Raw genomic sequence first — 21,258 nt, forward strand, 5'->3', positions numbered from 1 at the left:
CCTCAATCTAATCTTTTGATTCCAGCAAAGATTTGTCCAACGCAGCGCCGCCCCGTAGAATCACTAATGAGCAGCATGCGGGGCAGGAGGGTCGTTCGTGTCCCAGCCGCTGCCGACTACCGATGAGCGAACAACCATCAGGTTCCACCAACGTCCCGCAGCCGGTTTCACCTGCGTGGAAGAGAATTGAGACGGCTCGCCATCCCCAGCGGCCTTATCCCATGGACTTTATCGAGCGAATCTTCACGGATTTCAGCGAGATTCACGGGGATCGCGCTTTTGGCGACGACGCCGCAGTAGCCTGCGGCATGGCGCGCATCGGCGACGACGAAGTGCTGGTGATTGCCAACCGGAAGGGCGGCTCAACCAAAGAGCGGGTCAAGCGCAACTTCGGCATGCCGCATCCCGAGGGTTATCGCAAGGCGCTGCGCTGCATGAAAATTGCGGAGAAATTCAACCGCCCCGTCATCAGCCTGATTGATCTTCCCGGCGCTTATCCCGGACTTGGCGCGGAAGAGCGCGGCCAGGCGGAAGCCATCGCGCGCAACATTCGAGAAATGGCGCGGTTGCGCGTCCCCACCATCTCCATCATCAGCGGCGAAGGCGGATCAGGCGGAGCCCTGGCGCTAGCCGTCAGCGATCGCGTGCTTATTCTCGAAAACGCGCTGTACTTCGTCATTACGCCGGAGTCCTGCGCGGCCATCATGTGGCGCGACGCGTCGCACAAGCAACAAGCTGCTGAAGCCATGCGCATATCGGCGCCGGAGGTTGCCGCGCTCGGCTGCGTCGACGAGATCATCAGCGAACCACCCGGCGGCGCACATACCGATCACCCTGTCGGAGCCGGGCTGGTAGGCTCAGCGATCCAGAAGCACCTCGCAGAACTGAAAGCCATGCCTGTCGATGCTCTTATCGCGGCCCGTCAACGGAAGTTCCGTAACATCGCCCAGTGCTACACAGAAAGTTAGTGCGCGTGCCGTTTCGCGAGCCCATTGAGCACGATATCTGCCGATCTCCAATGTTCGTCGTCCACACATTTGCGCTTGATCAAGGGAGATCGCGATGAGTGCACCCGTACGCGGCGGCAAGTTTCGCGCCTATCTCGAATTCGTCGCAGCGGTCCTTTATTTTTTTGTGGCGCGGTCCTTCGCCCGTGGACTGGCCGTGCGCGTTCATCACGATGCGTGGGAACCACTGATTGAACAGTTTCTATTGGCAGCGCTGCTCATCCTCGGTTATGCCGCATTCGGATCCCTCTTCGACCGGCAGTCGGGGTCGATCGCTGCGCAGGGTCTGCCCCTCCGTACCGGCTGGACTCGCGAGATCGGCGTTGGCATGGCGGTCGGCTGGGGCGCAGTAGTCGCTTGCGTTCTCGCCATGGTCGTCATCGGCGGCATCGCTATCGTCGTCACCACTCAGCCTTCAGCGTGGCCCTGGCTGATTACGGACGCGGCCTACTTCGCCCTCCTCACGCTCGGTGAAGAGGTTGCTTTTCGCGGTTATGGGTTTCAGCGTTTTTCCGCGGTGGTGGGTTCGTCGGGTGCGGCGTTTGGCTTTGCCCTGTTTTATGCTATCGTCCACGCCTTGCAGCCTGGTTCCACGAATGCCAGCATCGCCATTTCCGTTGTCTTCAGCTTTCTGCTCACAACTGCCTATCTGCGCACGCGCGCTCTTTGGCTGAGTTGGGGTCTTAATTTTGCCTGGAAGGCCTCGCAGGCCCTTGTCTTCGGCCTGGCTGTCAGCGGCGTCAGCAGCCACTCTCCGGTAATTGAGGGAAATCCAATGGGACCGTTCTGGCTTACTGGGGGCGGCTTCGGCCTCGACGCAAGCTGGTTCGCCTGCCTCGTCCTTCTCGCGGCGTTTCCCGTGATCCACCGCGTAACTCGCGATCTTGATTTTCGCTACAACGCGCCTGTCATTGTGCCTGGCGGAATTCCCGTCGATCTGGATGCGGCGGCCCGTCGCCAACATGAGACTGCCATGGGCCCCGCCGCGGAGCCGCCCGTGCCCGCCTTGATCCAGATTCTTACGGTAGCCGCGCCACCCGCGCCAGCCCAGCCCGCATCAGAGACAGCAGCAGCCGGCTCCGAAGATCCTCGCTGAATCCGCCCGGCTCATCGGCCTTATGCTTCGGTTCGAACCTTCGATTTGACCTTTGTGGCTGATTAGAACTACTGTTGGCTCATCGCCCCGCGCGGCCATGGGAGGACGCCCATGATCAGGCCATTGCCCACATCCCCCTATTCAGTAGCTACCCCTCGCCATTTTGCAGTAATTTGTCGGCACGGCATCGCAGGCGTCTGCGCACTGACGCTGGCCTGTAGCGGCGTCCTGGCATCGGCACAAGCCATCACCATTGATACACATAGCGGAGCGAATAAGGGAAACGGAACAGGGACGGTCGACCGGCGCTACGCCCAGGTCAAGCCCACCAATGTTCCCCTCACGCAGTCTGAACTGGATGCGAAGACCCGCAGCGAACTTATCCGTATGCTGCAGGCCGAACAGGGATTTGCCATGCGCCCCTTTCCCATGGGGCACAAAGGCCTGAAATTGGAGGCAAACGGAAAGCTGGTTCCGGCGGGTGAGCCCTATCTCGACATGGTGACGGAATTCGGAATCTGCGCCAAGCCCGGGGACCGTGTGGTTCTCACCGATATCAAGTTTGACCACAACAAAATCATCTTCGCGCTGAATGGCGGCCCCGACCTGAAGCATCGCTTTCTGCGCCACATCGAGCTGGGCGGCGGAGGAGCCATGAATCCCGTTGTGCAGGACGACGGCAACCCCGCCACGGGAGCCCGTCTCACGCTGGAATTCAAAGGCCACATTCCCGAACTGACCGGTACCGAGGTTGAGGCGCTACTCGCGCCCCTTATCTCTTTCGGCGTTAAGACTCCCATCGAGGCGTTCACTGACACGCTTCCAGAGAAGCTCAAGAGCGCAATTCTGGGTCACGACGTGATGGTCGGCATGACCACCGACATGGTGCTCTTTGCTCTTGGCCAGCCCGAGCGCAAAGTGCGGGAGGTCGAAGGACAGATGCCCTTCGAGGAGTGGATCTACGGTGCGCCTCCCAAACCTGTCGAGTTCGTTCGCATCAATGGAAATCGCGTCATCCGCGTTGAAATCGCCAAGGTTGGTGAGCAGCCTGTCGTGTTCGACAAAGATGAAGTCGAGGGAATGATGCGTACGGATGGCTCGCCCCTCGTCGCCGCCGATGCGCCCAAAACCCGCACGGTCAAGATGGGCGACGTCCAGCGCGACCCTGACACGCAGGCTCCAGCGCCTCCGCCTACCCTTACCGCGCCCGGAGAGAAGCTACCCGACAACGCAGGACAGAATCAGCCGGGTGCCATGAAGCCGGTGCAGTTCCCGACGCAGAAGCCGGATGACTATCCCGACGTCGAAGCCGCCCGTCGCGCCGACCAGGCCAAGCAGGCCGAAGCAGCCGATAAGACAAAAGATGCGCAGCAGGACACGCAGCCGGATGCAACGAAGCCCAAGCCCGACGGCAGCGCGTCATCAACTGCGCCGGCCTCTCCGCCGGCTGACGCGCCCCAGCCGCACTGAGTCCTGATGTAAACTAGGAGCAGCGAGTCCGGCTGCCTCCCGCCAACAATTGCAAGCAGGGGTGAGTTCATCGACCGCGCCGTTGAAGCCGCGTGCAGCAATTTTGCGCGTGTGTGCAGAGACAATCTTCAAAGGAGAAACACCCGACAATGGCCAAAATTGCCAAAACAGGCGACCGCAAGAAGTCAATGGATACGACGAAGTCCACCGACTGCCCCAAGTGCAGCAAACCGACGCGCATCGTCAAGCGCGTGAAGGACCGCGAGCGCGGCGCGCCTGGCGGAGTCTATATCTCCTGCTCAGTCTGCGACTTCTACGAAAAACTTTAAGTTGTAAGTCAAGTCTCACCTTTTGAGAAGCCCGGCACTCGCTGGGCTTTTCACATTTTGCAGAGGCGCAGGTCTTTCGATTAAGGGCGAAAGGGTGGGGTCGGTGCCGTGGTCAAGCTTGATTCTTATAGTGCTCCAGACATCTCTTCCAGAATGGCCCTGGCTGCTTCAGCCGGGTTCGGTGCCTGCGTAATCGGCCGTCCTACCACGAGGTAGCTGGCGCCCAGCCGCAGTGCCTCTGCGGGCCCTGCGACACGTTTCTGGTCGCCGATCGCTGCCCCTGCCGGCCGAATCCCGGGAATGACCAGCACGCCCTCGGGTCCCGTGAGCGATCGAACCGCAGCAACTTCCTGCGGCGAGCAGACGAAGCCACGAATTCCGACGCCGATGCCCATCTTCGCCAGCACTTCAACCTGCTGCGAGGGCAGCCTATCAACGCCCGTTGCCAGCAACTGCCCGCCATCCATACTGGTCAGCACCGTCACCGCCAGCAGCTCCGGTGGATGCGCGATACCGGCTAGCGCAGCTTTCGCCGCAGTAAGCATTGCCGGTCCGCCGCCCGCGTGCACGGTCAGCATGCGCACGCCAAACGCTGCCGCCGAGCGAACCGCGCCGGCGACCGTGTTGGGAATATCGTGTAGTTTGAGATCGAGAAACACGCTGTGCCCACGCGCGACGATTGGTTCCAGCACAGCGGGCCCGGTGGCTACAAACAACTCGAGTCCTATCTTGAACCACGAGCAGGTGCCCTCGAGCTCCGCAACCAGGCGCATGGCCGACCGGGCGTCAGGCACATCGAGCGCGACGATCAGGCGTTGGCGCGCAAGCTCAATCGGGTCATTCATTACGGTTTTGGCGACCTTGGCGCGAGCGGCAGCGCTCTCGGAATAGTGCATACGTCAATCGTACCCCGGTTCCCAACTCGGCGATGGGAGTGCCGGCTGCAAATTTCCCGCGGCGAATCCTCACTGAAAACCCGCCGATGGGCAATCAGCCTCTCTCATCCACCGCGAAGTGGCTCGCGTCACATTGCGAAATCTTTTGATGTGCCCTGTATGTCGTGCAGTTGTGACAACTATCACTGCCAGCCAATACACAAAGAGAGTCTCTTCGAAGATGCAATCCCCGTCAGAGTTTTCCGAACAAGCGGAGAAATTCGCTGAGGGAAGCCATGTGCGCAAATGCAACTGCAGACGCACCATGGAGGAAGATACGGCCGCATGACCAAAGCCGCACGAATCGTTTCGTACTTCATTGCTATTTTTATCGGTCCAGCCGAGTGGATCTTCGGCTTGCTCCAGACAGCTCGACGACACAGGGCCGTCACGCTCGGCCTCCTGGCCATGATCTTGCTTGCTTTGCCCCACCGGCTTGCCGCGCAAGCGGATTGCCTGGCTTGCCATGGCGACAAGACCATGCAAGACGCAGCCGGCCACAGCATTGCGGTCGATGGCGGCAAGTTCAGTGCCAGCATGCACGGAAGCTTGCAATGCAACAATTGCCACACCGACATCAAGGAGTACCCGCATCCCGATCACATCGCCAAGGTCGAATGCAAAACCTGCCACGCCGACGAAGCCTCAAAGCTCACCGGCAGCGTGCACTCGTCTTCGAAGGAGCATCCCTGCACCAGCTGCCACGGTAATGCGCATGAGATCTTTCCCAAGACCGACTCCCGCTCCGCCGTTTACCCGCTCAACGTGCCCAAGACCTGCGGCCAATGTCACAGCGACGGCGCCATGGCCAGCAAGAAGGGTCTGCCCAGCGTCTACCCGCACTACATGGATTCGATCCATGGTTTTGCGCTCAGCAAGGAAGGCCTGCTGGTAGCGGCCAACTGCCAGAGCTGCCACGGATCGCATGGGATTCTGAGTCACAACAATCCAGCGAGTCCGACCTACAAGGCGAACATCCCCAAGACGTGCGGCACGTGCCACGCCAAAATTAACGACGACTACCAGGGCGGTGCGCATGGCCACGCTATTGGTTCGGGAAATCTGAAGGCGCCTGTATGCACCGATTGCCACACCGCGCATGCGATCCTGCAGCCGACAGAATCCGCATTCCGCATGCAGTCGACACCGATCTGCGGCTCCTGTCACAAAGAGAAGCTCTCCACCTACCGCGACACGTTCCACTCGCAACTCGGTTCGCTCGGCGGCTACGTGGAGACGGCGCGCTGCTGGGATTGCCACGGTGCACACGAGATTTACCCCGCATCGGATCCGCGCTCGCCCGTCAACAAGGCCAACCTGGTAAAGACCTGCGGCCGCTGCCACGCCGGCGCAAACCTCAGCTTCGTGCAATACCAGCCGCATGCCAATGCGCATGACCGGCACCTTAACCCGGCTCTCTACTTCGTGCGCCTGTTTATGAACCTACTCCTGGTCAGCACTCTTACGTTCTTCGTGATTCACACCATTCTGTGGCTGATTCGTTCCCGATTCGACCAAGTCAGGAAAAAGTCGGCAAATGGAGGCAAAGATGCTTGAACTGGAACTAGCACCTGTCGAAACTGAAGTTAAGAAAACAGCGAGCGGTCGCTTCTTTAACCGGTTCACGCGCGAGCAGCGCTATCTTCACCTCGTGCTTTTCAGCACGTTCCTCGGCCTCGCCGGAACCGGACTGCCCCTGCGCTTCAGCGAGAGCCTCTGGGCGCGCGGCATGGCTGGTGCTGTTGGCGGCTTTGGAGCCATTCTCTTCTTTCACAAATTCTGCGCGCTGGTACTCAGCGTCGCGTTTCTGATCCATGTCAAAGAGATCTTCACCCGCGGCCTTTTCCGCCGCGAAAAGGGAATCTTCTGGGGCGCGACTTCGATGGTCGCCAACTGGAAAGATGCGAAAGATATGTTCAACCACATGCGCTGGATGCTCGGCCTCGGCCCCAAGCCGCAATTCGAGCGCTATGCCTATTGGGAAAAGTTCGATTACTGGGCGGTGTTCTGGGGAATGATCGTGATCGGCTTTTCCGGCTACGCCATGTGGTTCGCCCCGTTCTTTGCGCGCTTTCTCCCCGGCTGGGCGCTCAACGCCGCACTCGTCATTCACAGCGAAGAAGGCCTGCTCGCAATTCTCTTCATCTTTTCCATTCACTTCGTCAACACACATTTACGTCCCGACAGCTTTCCAATGGACATGGTGATCTTCACCGGCGTCGAGAGTGAAGAGGAATTCAAGCACAAGCGCCCGCAGGAATACGCACGCATGGTGCGCGAAGGCAAACTGGAACAGCGCCTCGGCACCGCCCCTGCACCCTGGTTCGTCAACGGCTCCCGCATCGTCGGCTTTACAGCGATCGTCATCGGCCTAACCCTGCTGGTGCTGACGCTGACTGCATATTTCAGCTAAGCAGCAGTTTTCGGGCCGTGTAGCATCACAATGGCTTTCACGTCCGATCACTCTCGCCTGTCACTGTGCAGACAGACTTGTATCAGGGGTATGGCTTTGGTCACGCCTCATCATCAATCCCAAAAATATTCGCTGTGATGCGTTTCGCATCGACCTGTGATTCTTATCACGGAACTCACAGAGCCCGGGAGCGTCTCCTTGATAGCGTGAAAGTTTCCAGCAGAATCCTGCTCTGTACGTTCGCATTCTTTCTGCTGGGCTCGGTTGTCCCCACTCGCGCCCAACACAAGCTGAAAGATGAAGACTGCCTTACCTGTCACGGTGATTCGACGCTCTCAACCGACGTCAACGGGAAGTCAGTCTCCCTCTTCACCGACGCAAAAAAACTCAAGCACTCCATCCATAGTTCAATGAAGCTGGCTTGCGTGGACTGCCACAAGGACGTGAAGAGCCTGGCGCACGACACGCCTCCCCAAAAGGTCCTTTGCGCTGATTGCCATGCTGACGCTAAGGGCGCCTACGCGCACAGCACACATGCAAAGATCACCGCCGCCGGCAGAACAGCCGCCAATTGCCAGGACTGCCACGGGAACGCCCACCAGGTGCTGGCCGGCGGAGATCCAGATTCCCCGGTGAATCACGCCAATATTCCCTACACCTGCGGACGCTGCCACGGCCAGAAATTCCTGATGGAGTCCAACGGCCAGACTACGCAGCCCTTCCTCTCCTATCAGGACAGCGTGCACGGTCGTGCCACGGAAAAAGGTTCAACCAAAGCTGCCGTCTGCACTGACTGCCATGGTGCGCACGCGATCAGCCCCGCGAATGACGCCAAGTCGCCGATCTCGAAATTCAATGTCCCCGACACGTGCGGCAAATGTCACGCTGAGATCACGCAGACCTTCAATCAAAGCATTCATGGCCAGGCCATCGCGCGGGGCAACAATCTCTCGCCCGTCTGCACGGATTGCCACGGCATTCACTCCATCAAGGCGCATAACGATCCCAATTCGCCCGTGTCCGAGCAGAATCTTTCGCGCGACACCTGCGCCCGGTGCCACGAGGGCGTACGTCTCTCCAGCGAATTCGGCATTCCGGGTAATCGCGTCTCTACGTACATGGACAGCTACCACGGCCTCGCCGCAGAAGGCGGCTCGGTGGTCGCCGCAAATTGCTCAAGCTGCCATGGCGTGCACAACATTCTGCCATCGAAAGATCCACACTCCACAATCAACAAGGGCAACCTCGACGCTACCTGCGGCAGATGTCACAAAGGTGCTACCCAGAAGTTCACCCTCACACCCGTGCACATGGCCGACGGAGTACACCCCAAAGACATCGGTTCAGTCATAACGCGCTGGGTGCGCATCCTCTATATCGTTCTCATCCTCGCCGTCATTGGCGCCATGTTCCTGCACAACTTCATCATCTGGCGCAGCAAGGCCGCGGCCCGGCGACACATGCAGAACCCGATGATGCAGCGCATGAGCCCCAACCAGCGTTGGCAGCATTTGATCTTGCTCACAAGCTTTATCATCCTCGTCGCAACCGGCTTCGCGCTCAAGTTTCCAGATTCCTGGTTTGCCGAAGTCCTCGGCATGGGCGAACACCTGCGCAGCATTGTCCATCGCATTGCCGGAGTCGCACTAATCGCCGCCGGCTTCTACCACGTCTTCTATCTGGCCATCGCACGGGAGGGCCGCCGGCTTCTTCTCGACATTGCGCCGCGTCCGAAAGACGGCAAGGACGCCCTCGGCGCCATGCTTTACTACCTCGGTCTGAGCAAGAAGAAACCGCAATTCGGCCGTTTTACATATGGCGAAAAGGCGGAATACTGGGCGCTCGTATGGGGCACCGGCCTTATGGGCGTCACCGGCATCATGATGTGGGCCAAGGTGTGGGTTGGCAATCTGCTGGCGCGCTGGTGGGTCGATGTAGCCACCGCCGTACACTTCTACGAAGCGATTCTCGCCACGCTGGCAATCGTGGTGTGGCACTTCTACCAGGTGTTCTTCGATCCCGATGTTTACCCGATGAACTGGGCATGGTGGGACGGCAAGATGCCGATAGAGCACTATCGCGAAGAGCATGCGCTCGACACGGAGTCGCTGCGCGGCGCAGACTCATCCGAGACAGCCCGCGGTCAGAATTCAGGAGAACCGAAGCACTGAGGCGCTTTTGTCAGGGGTTCGGCGTCGACGGCGGCCCGTCATAGTGAATCGTCGACTCAACTCCGAACTTGTGGTACTCGCGAAACTGAATCTCGTTGACGTAGAGGCGCACACTGTCTTTCATGCGCACCTCGGAACGGCTCGGTAAATTGTAGGTCTTGCCGGCAATCTCAACCGGCCTGTACGTAATCTCAATCGTTGCCATTTTGATGGGGAAGCCGACCGGCAACTCCAGCGATGAACTGATTCGCTCCACTTCGAAGGTCTTACTGTCCACGAGAAGTCTTCCCGAGGAGGCCACCAGAATCTTCTGGCCTGTGTCCCGGTCCAGTACGATCGTGCCGTTCTGGCTGGGAACATGAAATTTGAAGACGTCCACGCTGCGGCCGTTCAAACTCGCCGCTCTTTCCCATGAAAACTCGGCATGTGCCCGCGGATCGAACAGATTGTTTAGCGCGCTGCCAAATTCACCCGCGCTGATGGCCCCTCCGAATTGCATGTGCTGTTGCCCGTCTGCCTTCTTGCCGTTCACAGCGACCACTTCGTAATGCTCCATCTGGTCAAAGAACGTCAGCCGTTCTTCGATCACGTTCTGCATGCCTCCGGAGTCGTGCGGCGCACCGGCCGGCCCGGCTCCGCCTCGCGAAGAACTCGCCCCATTGAACGTTGTGCCGAAGGTGATCTGGTCCTGGGCTTCGCGGTGAGTGACCTGGGTGCAGATGAAGTTCGGAAGATTCTGCGTGTATGCAAGCGCCAGTGCGCGCGCGCTTTCGAGCACGCGAGCCTCGTCGGCAGTCACTTCTGAACTATCGGCAGACAGACCTGTCGCCGCCCAGCCAAGCAGGAGAACTGCGACTATCCCGGACACCCTCACACCAACCGCCTCTGCCACACGAGCCATGCTCCGAGCAAATCATAGCGCCATTCAACGGTGGGCGCCGGTGATCCAGAGCCGTGTAGGGAAGTGCGGCTGAGTGGAATCTCGAATGTTGCGTGAAGATGAGAAAAAGCACGTCGGCGAAACGGCTCAGGAACTGATCGTTGGGCGGCTCAACTCAGTCCGTTGCCGCCGCATCACCTTGGCCATACCTAGCAGAAATTCTTCCATCGCCGGAGTCATCTCGCGCCGTGCTGCCTCTTGCTGAGCGAAACTGACGACCCAGTAGACAAGGGACACAAGGTAGCTCCCCGCGACGACGACGTCCACATAGTAGTAGTGCAACCCAAAAACCTGGTGAGAGTGCACCATGGTTCCGGCGAGACTTACCAGCGAAAAGAACCCGAGCCCTGTAGCAACCTGGAGTTCCCGATCCCTCCAGCCGATGCGCAGGAACTGGCTACACCCCGCCAGCACCATAAAGAACAGAATCCTCAAGACGGCAAAGGATCTTTGCATGTGAAGGGCGAGAAGCCATTCCCATGCGTATCCGGGCGAATCCTTGAGAGCGCAAAGAGGCCAAGCAAGCGCGGCGCCCGCGGCGATCAGGATCGACACCCCAGGCAGAAAACCCTTCGGCAATGAACCCTGGATGGGACGCAGAATCGACCATGCCAACTCAATCAGAACGGCGTACTGAAAGACCGAGTCTATAAACGTCTCCGCGACCCAGATGTCAAGATTTTGATTGTGCAGGACAGTGCGCAGGATGAGCACGGTGCTGTCGCCGGCCAAGCCCCAGGCAATGTAGGAGAAAAAGATCGGAAGCGACTTGTACGAGCGCCTCCGCACCAGAATTCCGAGGAATAGCGCTTCCGCAAGAATGCCAGCCAGAACCAATACATTCGCGGAAGACACGAATTCCTCCTTGGATGTTCATATTATCGACCGAGGAGCACCAAATATTTAGCCGCGCCGCATCTCGTTACCTCATTTTGGTAACAAGGCGCCGCAGACCAGCCAGCGTCCTGCGTTCATCAGTAATTCTGGATTATTGGTTCACACAACACCGCACTCTGCATCGAAATAGCTTATGTCGGAAGACGGTGCAGAGTTACCCATAACGTCCTCAGAAGAGCCTGTATGGGCTCCCGATGCCTATGCATGCTACCAGGGCGTCGTCCGCGGACTGCTTGGGGCCGGTGTCCCATTCGCCGTGAGCGGGGGCTTCGCCTTTCATCACCACACCAAAATCTGGCGCACCACCAAGGACCTCGATCTCGTGGTGCCGCCCGACGCTGTTCCCCGGGCCTTCGAGGTCCTCGTGCAAGAGGGTTTCGAGACCTACGTGCAGGATCCCGTCTGGCTGGCTAAGGCGCGTCACGGCGAATATTTTGTCGACCTCATTACCGGCGTCGGCAACGCGACCCTCACCGTCGAGCAATCCTGGATAGATCGCGCGCAGCAAGACGTTGTCCTTGGCATTCGCTGCAAAATTCTTCCGGCGGAAGAAATGATCGCCTCCAAGCTCTTTGTCACGCGTCGAGAACGGTTTGATGGGGCCGACATCGCGCACTTGCTCAAAGCCTGCGCCCGCACGCTGGACTGGGACCGCCTTCGAAAGCTGACCGATCCGCACTGGCAGATGCTTTTTGGAGAGCTCGTTCTGTTCGCATACATCTATCCGGCATACACCGGCGACATCCCACAATCCATTTGGGGCGACTTTATCGAACGCTTCCAGAAATCCATCACCGCGCCCCAGGCCAGCCAGTCCTTCCGCGGTACCCTCATCGATCCCCGCATGTTCGCGATCGATGTGAATGAGTGGGGAGAGCGCGACCTTTACCGCGAACTCTGCGAGAATTACCCGCATCCACTGCAGGAGATCAACACGACCAGGAGCAAGGAATGAGGCTGGCAGCAGTAGCCGACATCCATCTCGTCGCAGAAAACCACGAGCGCGATGTCCACCAGTTCCTGCCGGTCAACGATCTTGCAGACGTTCTGGTCGTAGCCGGTGATTTTACAAACCACGGCATGCCGGAGGAGATGCGCACCGTTCTTGCCTTGCTCGAACACATTCGCATTCCCATCATCGCGGTCCTTGGCAATCACGACCACGAGAGTGGTCATCAGGACGAACTTGCCGGAATGCTCCGCCTCGTCGGTGTCAACCTGCTCGATGGACATTGTCACGAAATCGCGGACGTGGGCTTCGCGGGCACGAAGGGCTTCTGCGGCGGTTTCTCACCGTACGAGTTGATGCCGTTTGGCGAGCAGGGAATCAAGACCTTCGTCGAGATTGCGGAACGCGAGGCCATCAAGCTTGACTACGGCCTCGCGCAGATACAGGCGCACAAGAAAGTCGCCATCACCCACTACGCGCCCATCAAGGAAACCATATCCGGCGAGCCTGAACCCATATTCGCGTTTTTGGGAAGTTCACGTCTCGAGCGCGCGCTGGAGACACACAGGCCAATGCTGGCGCTTCACGGACACGCGCACAAAGGCACTTTCTCCGCGGAGACCAGATCAGGAGTCCGCGTGTGCAATGTCGCGCTGCCCATCTTGCGCCGGCGCGGCGAAGAGCATCCCTTCGCGCTCTTCGACCTATAATGAATTTCGAAATTTAGTTCCTTGGCGGAGAAATGCGTCGAAGGAAATCCAGATCACTCACGCGATGCGGTGGGAACCTGGAACACCAATCCGTGAGCGCGGTTCGCCTGCTCAGTTGCCGCAATGTCAATCTGATCCAGCGGAATCTGCTCGTAACGCTTTTGATCCAGATCGGTCAGAGCCCTGCTGTTCACCATGTAGTTCTGCATCGTCTCGGGCGTGCGGCCGTTTTTGAAGATCACCGTGATCGCCTTCTCTGGCTCCGGCGCAGGATTCGACCCGGCATAGGCGGGCCGAGGCATCCGAGCGTCCGCGACCGGTGCCGGATCCTGCATCGGTTCAGGCCCGGCATCGTAGCCGGCATTGGAAGCCGCATCCGCGTAACCCTGAGTTGCGGAGTTGTCCGATCCATATCCTGAATTTCCCCAGTCGTAGAATCCCGGATCGATCACATAAGGATACGGGTACCCAGCCCAACCCGGATAACCATAGCCATACAATCCGGCGAACCGTGGTCCACGTCTGCGGTCGTGATCCCGATTCCAACGTCCGGAGCGATCGCCATAAACAGGGCGATACTGAGGCCGATGTGCTGCGAATCCCGGACCGCGAGAGGGAACTCGCATCCCCGGAAATCCCGGCGCACCCAATCGCCCAAGTGATGGTCTTACGGATCCTCGTTGTCCAGAGAAAGACCCAGGTCGCGAAATTCCGCGAGCAGCTGTGAAACCGGAGTGTCCGGCAAACCCTGCGTGACCTGCGGATCCGCCGTGTCCTGCGAACCCGCCTCGCGCCGCGCCATGCTGCCCATACACTGGCAACGCTAGAGCAATGGCCACCATAACGGCTGCAACCCTGTGCCTCATGCTCTCTATTTTACGCCCGATTCGCTTTGCGCGTTGAGGTCAAACCCCACTCCGGGCGGCGATGCCCGCCAGCGCATGCGACTTCACACCCGCCACTCATCCGCCCGCCAACTCTTGATCCGTTCCTTGATCTGCTTGCGGTCGAGGTTGTGTTCAAGCGCCTGCTTGGCAAGCTCCACCACCTCGTCATCGGCGGCAAACCGCAATGCGATCAACTGGTTTTCCTTGAGGCGGTAAATCTGTGCGTGCCATTGTTGCGGAGCCAGCGCCTGCAGCCGCAGCCGCTCCTCCAGCCGGATGACCCTGTCCTGCACTTTCAGCGGATAGGTGCGGAGCTTGAAAATCGGCACGATCACAGCCAGTGACAGCACAAGGTACCACCCCGAAGAGAGGCTCGGTTGCCGGTACAGGTGGAAACCCGCATACACCAGGTTCACCAGGTACAGCGCGAAAATGAAGAAGTGATAGTAGGGGTCGAATCGAGCGTGATTTTTCAAGCTCTGGGTCTCACTCATGCGTGTCCACAATTTCTTTCAGGCCGGAGTTGGCTGTCGCCGCGGAGGGCATCTCCGCTCTGCCGCCGGCAGCAGCGGCGCTGTGGACCTGGACACTTGCGCTGAGGGGATTCTCAGTGGATGAACCGGAAGATGTCAACGCTTCAAGATCGTCGGGCGCAAGCTTGGTCAGGTCGTTCGGAATCAGGTGATAGCGCCCGCGCACAACGTAATCGACGAACAGCCCACCGGCGAGGTAAGGATTCACGATCGCAATTGGTAGAGCATACGCAGTCGTAATCAGCGACTCCGAAATGCTCTTGTTTGATCGGCTCATGCGGCGATACCCGGGAATCTGAGGGATTTCAAAGATATCCAAATGAACCTCAGGGTGCTTGCGCGCGTAACGCTCCAGCTTGTATGTGATCTGTTTAGGGGTGGTCATCCCCTCATCCGGAAAGATGCTGCGCTGGAATATCCGCGGAAAATACTGGTTCAGCAGATTGTGATTCTGTCCCAATCACCCGTAGTCTGCCGGCTTTCGCGTGTTTTGAAGCCAACTCCAACACAGGAACACCACACGCGCCAATGGGTCGATTGCTTCGACACGAGTTGCACTTGAATGTCGCGCCGACCATACCTTCTGGCGAACCCCGTCCGGCTCTGATAACGTTCTCTTTCCGAAACGAGTGAGCATCGGTGTGCTCTGGACTTCGGTCGATCTTCACAGCGTGAGGCTTCTGTGCGCATATCAATCATTCCAGTCGTTCTTTTATTTCCGTCCCTTGTTGTATCTGCTCAGGTAACTTTGCCGAGAATTCTCTCCAGCCACATGGTCATCCAGCGGGATCTGCCCGTGCACGTATGGGGCAGCGCAGCGCCGGGCGAGCCTGTCAGCGTCTCTTTCCGCGGTGAGGCACGCGGAACGGAGACTGACCCGCTCGGCCACTGGAACATCTACCTCAAGCCCGGGCCTGCCGGCGGGCCATTTCAACTCACCGTAAAAGGAATTCCTGCCACCGGAGCCAGTGCTGCTCCTGAACAGCCCATCATCCTCGACGACATCATGGTCGGCGATATATGGGTCGCATCCGGGCAGTCCAACATGGAGTTTCCTCTGAGTCGAGCCGCCACCGCCGCACAGGATTTACCCAACGCGGCAAATCCGCAGATTCGCCTGCTGATGATTCGCAAGCGCAGCTCCGACTACGCCATGCCTGACGCCGACACTGACGGCTGGACGCTCTCCACTCCCGAGACTGCGAAGGATTTCTCTGCAGTCGCGTGGTATTTTGCCCGCGACATCGCCGCGCGCGAGCATGCAGCGGTCGGCGTCATCGACGCCACTTGGGGCGGAACGGTCGGCGAGTCCTGGGTACGCCTGACAGCTCTTGGCGAAGATGCATCGCTTGCGCCCGTTTTCGTCTCCCGCGGAAAAATGACCGATACCGCCGCCGATGCCGTCGCCGATGAAAAGGATCAGCAGCGCCAGATTGCCGAAGCGAAAGCCGCGGGAAAGCCCATTCCGCAGTTTCCATGGCATCCACCGCTCAACAGCTGGGGGCCGGGGCTGCTGTGGAACGGCATGATCGCGCCGCTCACGCCGCTGCCGATTCGCGGAGTCATCTGGTACCAAGGCGAAAGTAACAGCGCCCTCGCGCGCGTTCACTCCTATGACCGCATCATGCGCACGCTGATTGAAGACTGGCGTCGCCAGTGGGGCGTCGGAGACTTTCCATTTCTCTACGTCCAGATCTCCAACTTCACCTCCACGCCTCTCGAAGACTGGGCTGAACTGCGCGAACAGCAGGTGCGCACTCTCGCCATGCGCAATACCGCCTTGGTCGTCACCATCGACATCGGCAATCCCACCGACGTCCATCCCACTGACAAGCTCGACGTCGGCCTGCGCCTGGCCCGCGGAGCCCGCGCCCTTACCTACGGCGAAACAGTCGAGTATTCCGGCCCCGTGTTCCGCGAGGCTACGCCAGAAGGTGCATCGATTCGCGCATACTTCGATCACGCTGCGGGATTCACGGCCCGGGGCGGTGCGGCCACCGGCATTGAAATCGCCGGCAGAGACGGCCACTACGTTCCCGCCACTGCAACCATCGACGGCACGACCGTTGTCGCCTCTAGTCCCGACGTGCCCGTACCTGTCCGAATCCGCTATGGCTGGGCCAACAGCCCTCAGTGCAATCTCTTCAACAGCGAAGGCCTGCCCGCCTCGCCCTTCACCTCAGAACGGTAGTGCCACCCCAATTCTCATCATTGAAATGGGCCCAAGCGCAGAATGGCCCAGCTCAAAAAGCCGGGCCATTCTCACTCCTGAAGAAAACTTTGAACTCCGAACTAAGAACTCGGAACTTGGCTATCCCACGATCGGCGGCGCCTGAAGCAGGGAGAAGATCCCTCCGAACACTTGTTTCAGTTCACCGATCGACATCGATCCCTTGTGGCCGGGAGCGCATTGCATTTCGCCTACCGTAGCGTCTTCCTGAAACTCGAGGACGTCGCCATAGAAGTTGACGCTCGCATTGTTCTGTCGCGTTCCCGTAATGACAATCTTCCGGCCCGCTACCAGGCGCCGCACCGCGGGGCTTTCGACGGTCGAGAGCCGACAGCTCGGGGACTTCTTGTCGAGTTGCTCCCAGGTCGTAATCGCGCCGCCTTGGAAGTAAATCGTTCCCTGGTTTGCAGGCAGAATCACTTCGGTATTCACAGCAACGGTCGATCCAGCCCCGATGGTGGCAATCGGAGCGGTATCCGGCAAGTCCGCGCTCTGGCCTCCCAGACGCAGCGAGGAACCGAACACAAGTGCGGCAACAGCAGCCATTACGGACAAGTGGCGAAAAGAACGCATCCCCGTTAACCCCTTTCGGTGCAATAAGCGATGATTTGGGATGAATTTTAGCACTCTCTATCTCCCGGAAAAACAAGAATCCGCCTTTTCGGTAGGCCTTCTACGTTACCAAGTGGTTGCACGCAGCCTCCAAATTTCGCCCAGTCTACTGTCGAATGTCGATAACCACAGCCGACACAACACCGCCCTATTCGACCCGAAACCGGATCGGTAAGGACTCCTTCGGACCGCCCGTCACTCCCTTAATCCCTGGTCCCTATTCCCTGTTCCTTAGTACACTCATCCCAAGCCTATGCGGACTCGTGCTTTGCTTGCCTCCCTGGTGGTCGCACTTCCGGCAATGTTGTGCGCACAAACTACACCCAAAACTTCCTCGAAAATGACTACAAAACTTTCTTCCGAACAAGTCGAACGCTCTGCCATCATCATCGACACGCATGCCGACACGCCACAGCGATTCGTGGACGAGAACTACGACCTTGGCGATCCGCTGAATGGCGGCAACTGGAACCTTGAAGCCGCTGAAAAGGGAAACCTCGGCGCTGAGTTCTTCTCCATCTGGGTCGATCCCGTGCAGAACCAGGCCCACTTCGCGCGCCGCACGCTCGTCCTCATTGACGCCGTCAAGCAGCAGGTCGCAAAGCACCAGGACAAAATGATGTTCGTGACCTCACCGGAGGGAATCGAACTCGCGCACCGCGAGCACAAGATCGCCGCGCTCATGGGAATCGAGGGCGGCCATTCCATCGAAGACTCTCTTGCACTGCTGCGCCAGTTCTATTCGCTTGGCGTGCGCTACATGACGCTGACCTGGTCCAACTCCAATGGCTGGGCCGACTCATCTGGCGATATCAATGACACTTCTGTCCCGCACACCAAGGAAGGCCTCAGCGAATTCGGCAAAGACGTCGTTTATGAGATGAACCGGCTGGGCATGATGGTCGATATCTCCCACGTCTCCGATCGCACCTTCTATCGGACCCTGATCATCACCCGCGCTCCGGTCATCGCTTCTCACTCGGCCGCTCGCGCTCTTTGTGACGCACCGAGAAACATGACGGATGACATGCTTCGCGCAGTCGCCAACTCCGGCGGTCCCGGCTCCAAGGGCGGCGTGGTGCAGGTCAATTTCTATTCGGCTTTCATTTCGCAAAAATATCGCGACGCGCAAAAAGCGCAGCAGCCCGAAGTCAACAAGGCCGTCCAGACGCTCAAGGATAAGTACAAGGCGGACGGGAAGGAAGCGCCATCAGACGAGATCGAGAAGCTGCAGCGCCAGTATGCCGATCGCATTCCGCGTCCGCCACTCTCCGAACTCATTGACCACATCGACCACATCGCCAAGATTGCTGGCGTCGATCACGTTGGACTTGGCTCCGACTTCGACGGCGTCACCGGCCAGCTTCCCGAAGGCATCGACTCGCCCGGCGACATCCCCAAAATTACGGCTGCGCTGATGCAGCGCGGCTACTCGGCTGAAGACTGCCGAAAGATTCTCGGCGGCAACCTCCTCCGCGTTTTCCGTGAGATTGAAAACGTCAGCAAAGAGCTGCAGGCCGAAAATCGTCCGCGCATCACCGATAAGCAGCCATTCGAGAAGCAGCCGAAATAGGATTGCTATGGCTCTTTGCGATGACTGCTTCCATCAGTCGCAATTGAGATAGTGTAAGTTTTCTGCTTGTGCCGCGGGACTATTTACCCGCTCTCGTGCGGGGGCTCTTGCCAGAGCCTGACGAACTCTCCGAAACCGCTTGGTCCTTGCCTTCAAACGGCGTATTCGCGTCTTGATCGCTACTCTTGTCGGCAGATGCGCTCGAGGCCTTCGGCTTTTGCGCGTTCCTGGTCGCAGGCTTCTTTTGCGAGCCCTTCGCGTGATTGGAGTGCGCTGTCTTGGCACCCTGCGTCTGCTGCGCTTCCGGCACAATCAGCGGATCGCGCCGTTCAGTGGCGTGTGAGGATAGCGAGGCAACAAAGAGAACCAAGGCAACTACGGCGGCAAAATAAAAGCAAATCCGTGATTTCATGTACAACTCCCGGAAAGACCTGCGAAGTACGCCAGGTGGACGAGGGGCTGAACCGTTCATGCGGCCCCTGCTATTTGGTGTTAGTACACCCGACGCACCGGGTCACGGTAAATACAACCTGCGCAGCCCCTCCTCCCACGAAGGTGCAACGGGGCATAAATGCTTTAGTTAGAAATTCTTGACTGCAAAATGCGGAACGCCGGACCGTGTTGCTTCTGGTCCGGCGCACATTCTTCAGGTCAAGGCTCGACGATCCTATTTTCCTGGTGGGGTGCTGGTGGCGGAGGCCGTGGATGGCTTGATCTCTGAAGTCTTGTTGTTTCCCGGACGATCGTGTGTGGTCATATCTTCCGGATCCTTGTACTCGACGACCTCGTGGCTCGCACCGGAACTGGAAGCAGCCTGCCTCTCCTTCGATTCATACAGCGGATTGCTACTGGCGATCTTACTGTCCTTATAAATCAGATTTGCCGATGCGCTTTGCATCTGGCCGCCCCTGGCCTTGTCTGCCTGGGTGTTCGCGACGAGTGACTCTGTGGCATGCGCGGAACCGAGCGACTTGTCTGCGGCAATCACCATCGGCTGACGCAGGTGGCGTCCCTTAGCCATTCCTTTAGACACCTCGCGGCCGTTGGCTCGCTCGCTTGTCGCTTCGCTATCGGCAGATCGCCCAGCGGGTGCTGTCTTAGGTTTTCCGGGCGTTTGTGCTGCAGCAATGGTGGCCAGAAGCATGAGAATCGCAACCCCGTGGAAGATGAGCCGTGCCTTCATCGATGACCTCCCTCTAAATTCTCTTTGTTCGAGGCCGCGGCAACGGAACCCATCCGGATTTTAAAAACCCGGCCACCGACCTCTGCTGATCGGATCAGTACACGCCCCGGACAACCAACCGTAAATACAACTTCGCGCCTTACCGGTACAACCTAGGTACCCGAATTCCTCGGGGAATGATTGGTCTTTCCGTTCACCTGCCTCTTCGTCACAGGGACAAAGCGACGCTGATGAACGGTAAGGGAAGGAGATCAATGGTCGCCTGGTCGGCGGTGGACGACAGCAGCTAGAGTTCGAGGACGTTGTCCTCGATGGCGAGGCGGACGTTGCCGTCGGATTTGGCAAGGCGGCGGACGGCTTCAGGCTTGTCGACTTTGGCTTTCAACATGACCAGCGCGACCGGGACGCTGCGGCCGGCGCTTTTGATGGTCTGCACGGCAGTTTCGCGGTCGATTTTGCAGGCGCTCATCAAGATGCGAATGCCGCGCTCTACCAACTTGGAGTTCTGCATGTGTACGTTGACCATCAGGTTTTCGTACACGTAGCCAAGCCGCGTCATCGCGCCGGTGGTGATCATGTTGAGGATCATCTTTTGTGCGCTGGCAGCCTTCATACGGGTTGAGCCGGAGATCACTTCGGCGCCAACCTCCGCGATGATGGCGATATCGGCAACTTCAGCCACGGGGGTCCCCTGATTGCAGGTAACCGCGGCCGTATATGCTCCGCGCGCGCGTGCGTAAGCGGTAGCGGCGACCACATAAGGTGTACGGCCGGAAGCGGAGAGACCGATCACAACATCCTTGCGGGTGGGACGGCGTCGCGCGATATCGCGCTGCCCGAGTTCCTCGGAATCTTCGTTGACCTCGACGGCGGAGGCCAGGGCCTTGGGACCGCCGGCCATGATGTACTGCACCTGTCCCGGAGCTGTCGAGTAGGTGGGGGGGCACTCAGAGGCATCAAGAGCAGCAATGCGGCCGCTCGAACCGGCACCGATATAGATCAGGCGGCCGCCGTCGCGCAAACTGCGCGCCACGTGATCGATAACCTCTGCGATTTCCGGTAGAGCCTTCTTGACCGCTGTGGCGATCTTGGCGTCTTCGTGGTTGATGATGCGGGCTATCTCCAGCGCCGACTTGGTGTCAAAGCCTTGAGATGCTTCATTTTGGCTTTCGGTAGTCAGGTGCTGGAGGAGGGAAGCCGGGTCCGACTTGGTTTCCTCTTTCCCGTGAGCGCCGGCGCCTTCATGCGTCGTCGTACTGGTTAACATCAAAGTCTGTCCCCAGAATCTATTGTATCTGCAATCTGGGCAAGCCGCTCCAGAAT

At 58.8% G+C, this 21,258-nt stretch carries 22 protein-coding genes; 11 read left to right on the plus strand and 11 right to left on the minus strand.

Annotated elements, in window-relative coordinates:
• The first annotated feature begins 122 nt into the window (after window positions 1-122).
• The 4 genes from VK574_RS07540 (at window position 123) to VK574_RS07555 (ending at window position 3,902) form a co-directional block, all read left to right on the plus strand.
• Entirely contained in the window at window positions 123-968 is an 846-nt protein-coding gene (locus VK574_RS07540) for an acetyl-CoA carboxylase carboxyltransferase subunit alpha (protein ID WP_472799218.1), read from the plus strand.
• Window positions 969-1,062: 94 nt separating this feature from the next.
• Entirely contained in the window at window positions 1,063-2,103 is a 1,041-nt protein-coding gene (locus VK574_RS07545; protein ID WP_472799219.1) for a lysostaphin resistance A-like protein, read from the plus strand.
• A gap of 111 nt (window positions 2,104-2,214) precedes the next feature.
• Window positions 2,215-3,573: a hypothetical protein gene (locus tag VK574_RS07550; protein ID WP_472799220.1), complete on the plus strand. Its 1,359-nt coding sequence runs from the start codon at window positions 2,215-2,217 to the stop codon at window positions 3,571-3,573.
• A gap of 149 nt (window positions 3,574-3,722) precedes the next feature.
• A complete protein-coding gene (locus VK574_RS07555) occupies window positions 3,723-3,902 on the plus strand; it encodes a hypothetical protein (protein ID WP_472799221.1) in 180 nt (59 codons plus the stop codon).
• A gap of 125 nt (window positions 3,903-4,027) precedes the next feature.
• Here the strand turns inward: VK574_RS07555 and pyrF are convergent, their stop codons facing one another.
• Complete coding sequence (gene pyrF / locus VK574_RS07560; protein WP_472799222.1) at window positions 4,028-4,798, minus strand: orotidine-5'-phosphate decarboxylase; 771 nt, start codon at window positions 4,796-4,798, stop codon at window positions 4,028-4,030.
• A 324-nt stretch (window positions 4,799-5,122) separates the two neighbouring features.
• Between pyrF and VK574_RS07565 the strand changes: the two genes are divergently transcribed.
• From VK574_RS07565 to VK574_RS07575, 3 genes are all read left to right on the plus strand, one after another.
• On the plus strand, window positions 5,123-6,394 hold the full coding sequence (locus tag VK574_RS07565) for a cytochrome c3 family protein (protein ID WP_472799223.1): 1,272 nt from the start codon (window positions 5,123-5,125) through the stop codon (window positions 6,392-6,394).
• Window positions 6,387-7,250 carry a formate dehydrogenase subunit gamma gene (locus tag VK574_RS07570; RefSeq protein WP_472799224.1) on the plus strand — a complete coding sequence of 288 codons (864 nt, stop codon included), beginning with the start codon at window positions 6,387-6,389 and terminating at the stop codon, window positions 7,248-7,250. The genes VK574_RS07565 and VK574_RS07570 overlap by 8 nt, the downstream gene beginning before the upstream one ends.
• A gap of 206 nt (window positions 7,251-7,456) precedes the next feature.
• On the plus strand, window positions 7,457-9,421 hold the full coding sequence (locus VK574_RS07575; RefSeq protein ID WP_472799225.1) for a cytochrome b/b6 domain-containing protein: 1,965 nt from the start codon (window positions 7,457-7,459) through the stop codon (window positions 9,419-9,421).
• A 10-nt stretch (window positions 9,422-9,431) separates the two neighbouring features.
• Here VK574_RS07575 and VK574_RS07580 read toward each other — a convergent pair whose 3' ends face one another.
• Together VK574_RS07580 and VK574_RS07585 are read right to left on the minus strand one after the other, a co-directional pair.
• A complete protein-coding gene (locus tag VK574_RS07580; protein ID WP_472799226.1) occupies window positions 9,432-10,313 on the minus strand; it encodes a hypothetical protein in 882 nt (293 codons plus the stop codon).
• A 135-nt stretch (window positions 10,314-10,448) separates the two neighbouring features.
• Window positions 10,449-11,216, minus strand: coding sequence for a hypothetical protein (locus tag VK574_RS07585; RefSeq protein WP_472799227.1), 768 nt, complete (start codon window positions 11,214-11,216; stop codon window positions 10,449-10,451).
• Between the two features lie 175 nt (window positions 11,217-11,391).
• On the opposite strand from VK574_RS07585, the gene VK574_RS07590 reads away from it, so the two are divergent.
• Window positions 11,392-12,213, plus strand: coding sequence for a nucleotidyltransferase (locus VK574_RS07590; RefSeq protein ID WP_472799228.1), 822 nt, complete (start codon window positions 11,392-11,394; stop codon window positions 12,211-12,213).
• Entirely contained in the window at window positions 12,210-12,917 is a 708-nt protein-coding gene (locus VK574_RS07595; protein WP_472799229.1) for a metallophosphoesterase family protein, read from the plus strand. Before VK574_RS07590 ends, VK574_RS07595 begins: the two co-directional genes overlap by 4 nt.
• A gap of 53 nt (window positions 12,918-12,970) precedes the next feature.
• On the opposite strand, the gene VK574_RS07600 is transcribed toward VK574_RS07595, so the two are convergent.
• From VK574_RS07600 to VK574_RS07615, 4 genes are all read right to left on the minus strand, one after another.
• Window positions 12,971-13,543, minus strand: a complete 573-nt coding sequence (locus VK574_RS07600) for a hypothetical protein (protein ID WP_472799230.1) — start codon at window positions 13,541-13,543, stop codon at window positions 12,971-12,973.
• Between the two features lie 41 nt (window positions 13,544-13,584).
• On the minus strand, window positions 13,585-13,728 hold the full coding sequence (locus VK574_RS07605; protein WP_472799231.1) for a hypothetical protein: 144 nt from the start codon (window positions 13,726-13,728) through the stop codon (window positions 13,585-13,587).
• A 138-nt stretch (window positions 13,729-13,866) separates the two neighbouring features.
• Window positions 13,867-14,298: a DUF6526 family protein gene (locus VK574_RS07610; RefSeq protein WP_472799232.1), complete on the minus strand. Its 432-nt coding sequence runs from the start codon at window positions 14,296-14,298 to the stop codon at window positions 13,867-13,869.
• Window positions 14,291-14,722 carry a hypothetical protein gene (locus VK574_RS07615; protein ID WP_472799233.1) on the minus strand — a complete coding sequence of 144 codons (432 nt, stop codon included), beginning with the start codon at window positions 14,720-14,722 and terminating at the stop codon, window positions 14,291-14,293. Before VK574_RS07615 ends, VK574_RS07610 begins: the two co-directional genes overlap by 8 nt.
• 363 nt (window positions 14,723-15,085) lie before the next feature.
• Here VK574_RS07615 and VK574_RS07620 point away from each other — a divergent pair, with 363 nt between their 5' ends.
• Window positions 15,086-16,528, plus strand: a complete 1,443-nt coding sequence (locus VK574_RS07620; protein WP_472799234.1) for a sialate O-acetylesterase — start codon at window positions 15,086-15,088, stop codon at window positions 16,526-16,528.
• A gap of 120 nt (window positions 16,529-16,648) precedes the next feature.
• Here VK574_RS07620 and VK574_RS07625 read toward each other — a convergent pair whose 3' ends face one another.
• Complete coding sequence (locus VK574_RS07625) at window positions 16,649-17,140, minus strand: hypothetical protein (RefSeq protein ID WP_472799235.1); 492 nt, start codon at window positions 17,138-17,140, stop codon at window positions 16,649-16,651.
• A gap of 379 nt (window positions 17,141-17,519) precedes the next feature.
• Between VK574_RS07625 and VK574_RS07630 the strand changes: the two genes are divergently transcribed.
• Window positions 17,520-18,752, plus strand: coding sequence for a dipeptidase (locus VK574_RS07630; protein ID WP_472799236.1), 1,233 nt, complete (start codon window positions 17,520-17,522; stop codon window positions 18,750-18,752).
• Between the two features lie 79 nt (window positions 18,753-18,831).
• Here the strand turns inward: VK574_RS07630 and VK574_RS07635 are convergent, their stop codons facing one another.
• From VK574_RS07635 to murQ, 3 genes are all read right to left on the minus strand, one after another.
• A complete protein-coding gene (locus VK574_RS07635; protein ID WP_472799237.1) occupies window positions 18,832-19,164 on the minus strand; it encodes a hypothetical protein in 333 nt (110 codons plus the stop codon).
• 255 nt (window positions 19,165-19,419) lie between these two features.
• Window positions 19,420-19,935 carry a hypothetical protein gene (locus VK574_RS07640; RefSeq protein WP_472799238.1) on the minus strand — a complete coding sequence of 172 codons (516 nt, stop codon included), beginning with the start codon at window positions 19,933-19,935 and terminating at the stop codon, window positions 19,420-19,422.
• A gap of 286 nt (window positions 19,936-20,221) precedes the next feature.
• Window positions 20,222-21,202, minus strand: a complete 981-nt coding sequence (gene murQ / locus VK574_RS07645) for an N-acetylmuramic acid 6-phosphate etherase (protein ID WP_472799239.1) — start codon at window positions 21,200-21,202, stop codon at window positions 20,222-20,224.
• Window positions 21,203-21,258 lie beyond the last annotated feature (56 nt).

It is taken from the genome of Occallatibacter sp. (assembly GCF_035317045.1).
GTDB lineage: Bacteria > Acidobacteriota > Terriglobia > Terriglobales > Acidobacteriaceae > Telmatobacter.

Bases quoted from the DNA above. Each gene is read 5' to 3' on its own strand.
- VK574_RS07540 (WP_472799218.1), top strand. From the start codon at position 123: ATGAGCGAACAACCATCAGGTTCCACCAACGTCCCGCAGCCGGTTTCA.
- VK574_RS07595 (WP_472799229.1), top strand. From the start codon at position 12,210: ATGAGGCTGGCAGCAGTAGCCGACATCCATCTCGTCGCAGAAAACCAC.
- VK574_RS07615 (WP_472799233.1), bottom strand. From the start codon at position 14,722: ATGACCACCCCTAAACAGATCACATACAAGCTGGAGCGTTACGCGCGC.
- VK574_RS07550 (WP_472799220.1), top strand. From the start codon at position 2,215: ATGATCAGGCCATTGCCCACATCCCCCTATTCAGTAGCTACCCCTCGC.
- VK574_RS07590 (WP_472799228.1), top strand. From the start codon at position 11,392: ATGTCGGAAGACGGTGCAGAGTTACCCATAACGTCCTCAGAAGAGCCT.
- VK574_RS07565 (WP_472799223.1), top strand. From the start codon at position 5,123: ATGACCAAAGCCGCACGAATCGTTTCGTACTTCATTGCTATTTTTATC.
- VK574_RS07610 (WP_472799232.1), bottom strand. From the start codon at position 14,298: ATGAGTGAGACCCAGAGCTTGAAAAATCACGCTCGATTCGACCCCTAC.
- VK574_RS07570 (WP_472799224.1), top strand. From the start codon at position 6,387: ATGCTTGAACTGGAACTAGCACCTGTCGAAACTGAAGTTAAGAAAACA.
- VK574_RS07635 (WP_472799237.1), bottom strand. From the start codon at position 19,164: ATGAAATCACGGATTTGCTTTTATTTTGCCGCCGTAGTTGCCTTGGTT.
- pyrF (WP_472799222.1), bottom strand. From the start codon at position 4,798: ATGCACTATTCCGAGAGCGCTGCCGCTCGCGCCAAGGTCGCCAAAACC.
- VK574_RS07640 (WP_472799238.1), bottom strand. From the start codon at position 19,935: ATGAAGGCACGGCTCATCTTCCACGGGGTTGCGATTCTCATGCTTCTG.
- VK574_RS07555 (WP_472799221.1), top strand. From the start codon at position 3,723: ATGGCCAAAATTGCCAAAACAGGCGACCGCAAGAAGTCAATGGATACG.
- VK574_RS07545 (WP_472799219.1), top strand. From the start codon at position 1,063: ATGAGTGCACCCGTACGCGGCGGCAAGTTTCGCGCCTATCTCGAATTC.
- murQ (WP_472799239.1), bottom strand. From the start codon at position 21,202: ATGTTAACCAGTACGACGACGCATGAAGGCGCCGGCGCTCACGGGAAA.
- VK574_RS07630 (WP_472799236.1), top strand. From the start codon at position 17,520: ATGACTACAAAACTTTCTTCCGAACAAGTCGAACGCTCTGCCATCATC.
- VK574_RS07625 (WP_472799235.1), bottom strand. From the start codon at position 17,140: ATGCGTTCTTTTCGCCACTTGTCCGTAATGGCTGCTGTTGCCGCACTT.
- VK574_RS07600 (WP_472799230.1), bottom strand. From the start codon at position 13,543: ATGCGAGTTCCCTCTCGCGGTCCGGGATTCGCAGCACATCGGCCTCAG.
- VK574_RS07605 (WP_472799231.1), bottom strand. From the start codon at position 13,728: ATGGGCAGCATGGCGCGGCGCGAGGCGGGTTCGCAGGACACGGCGGAT.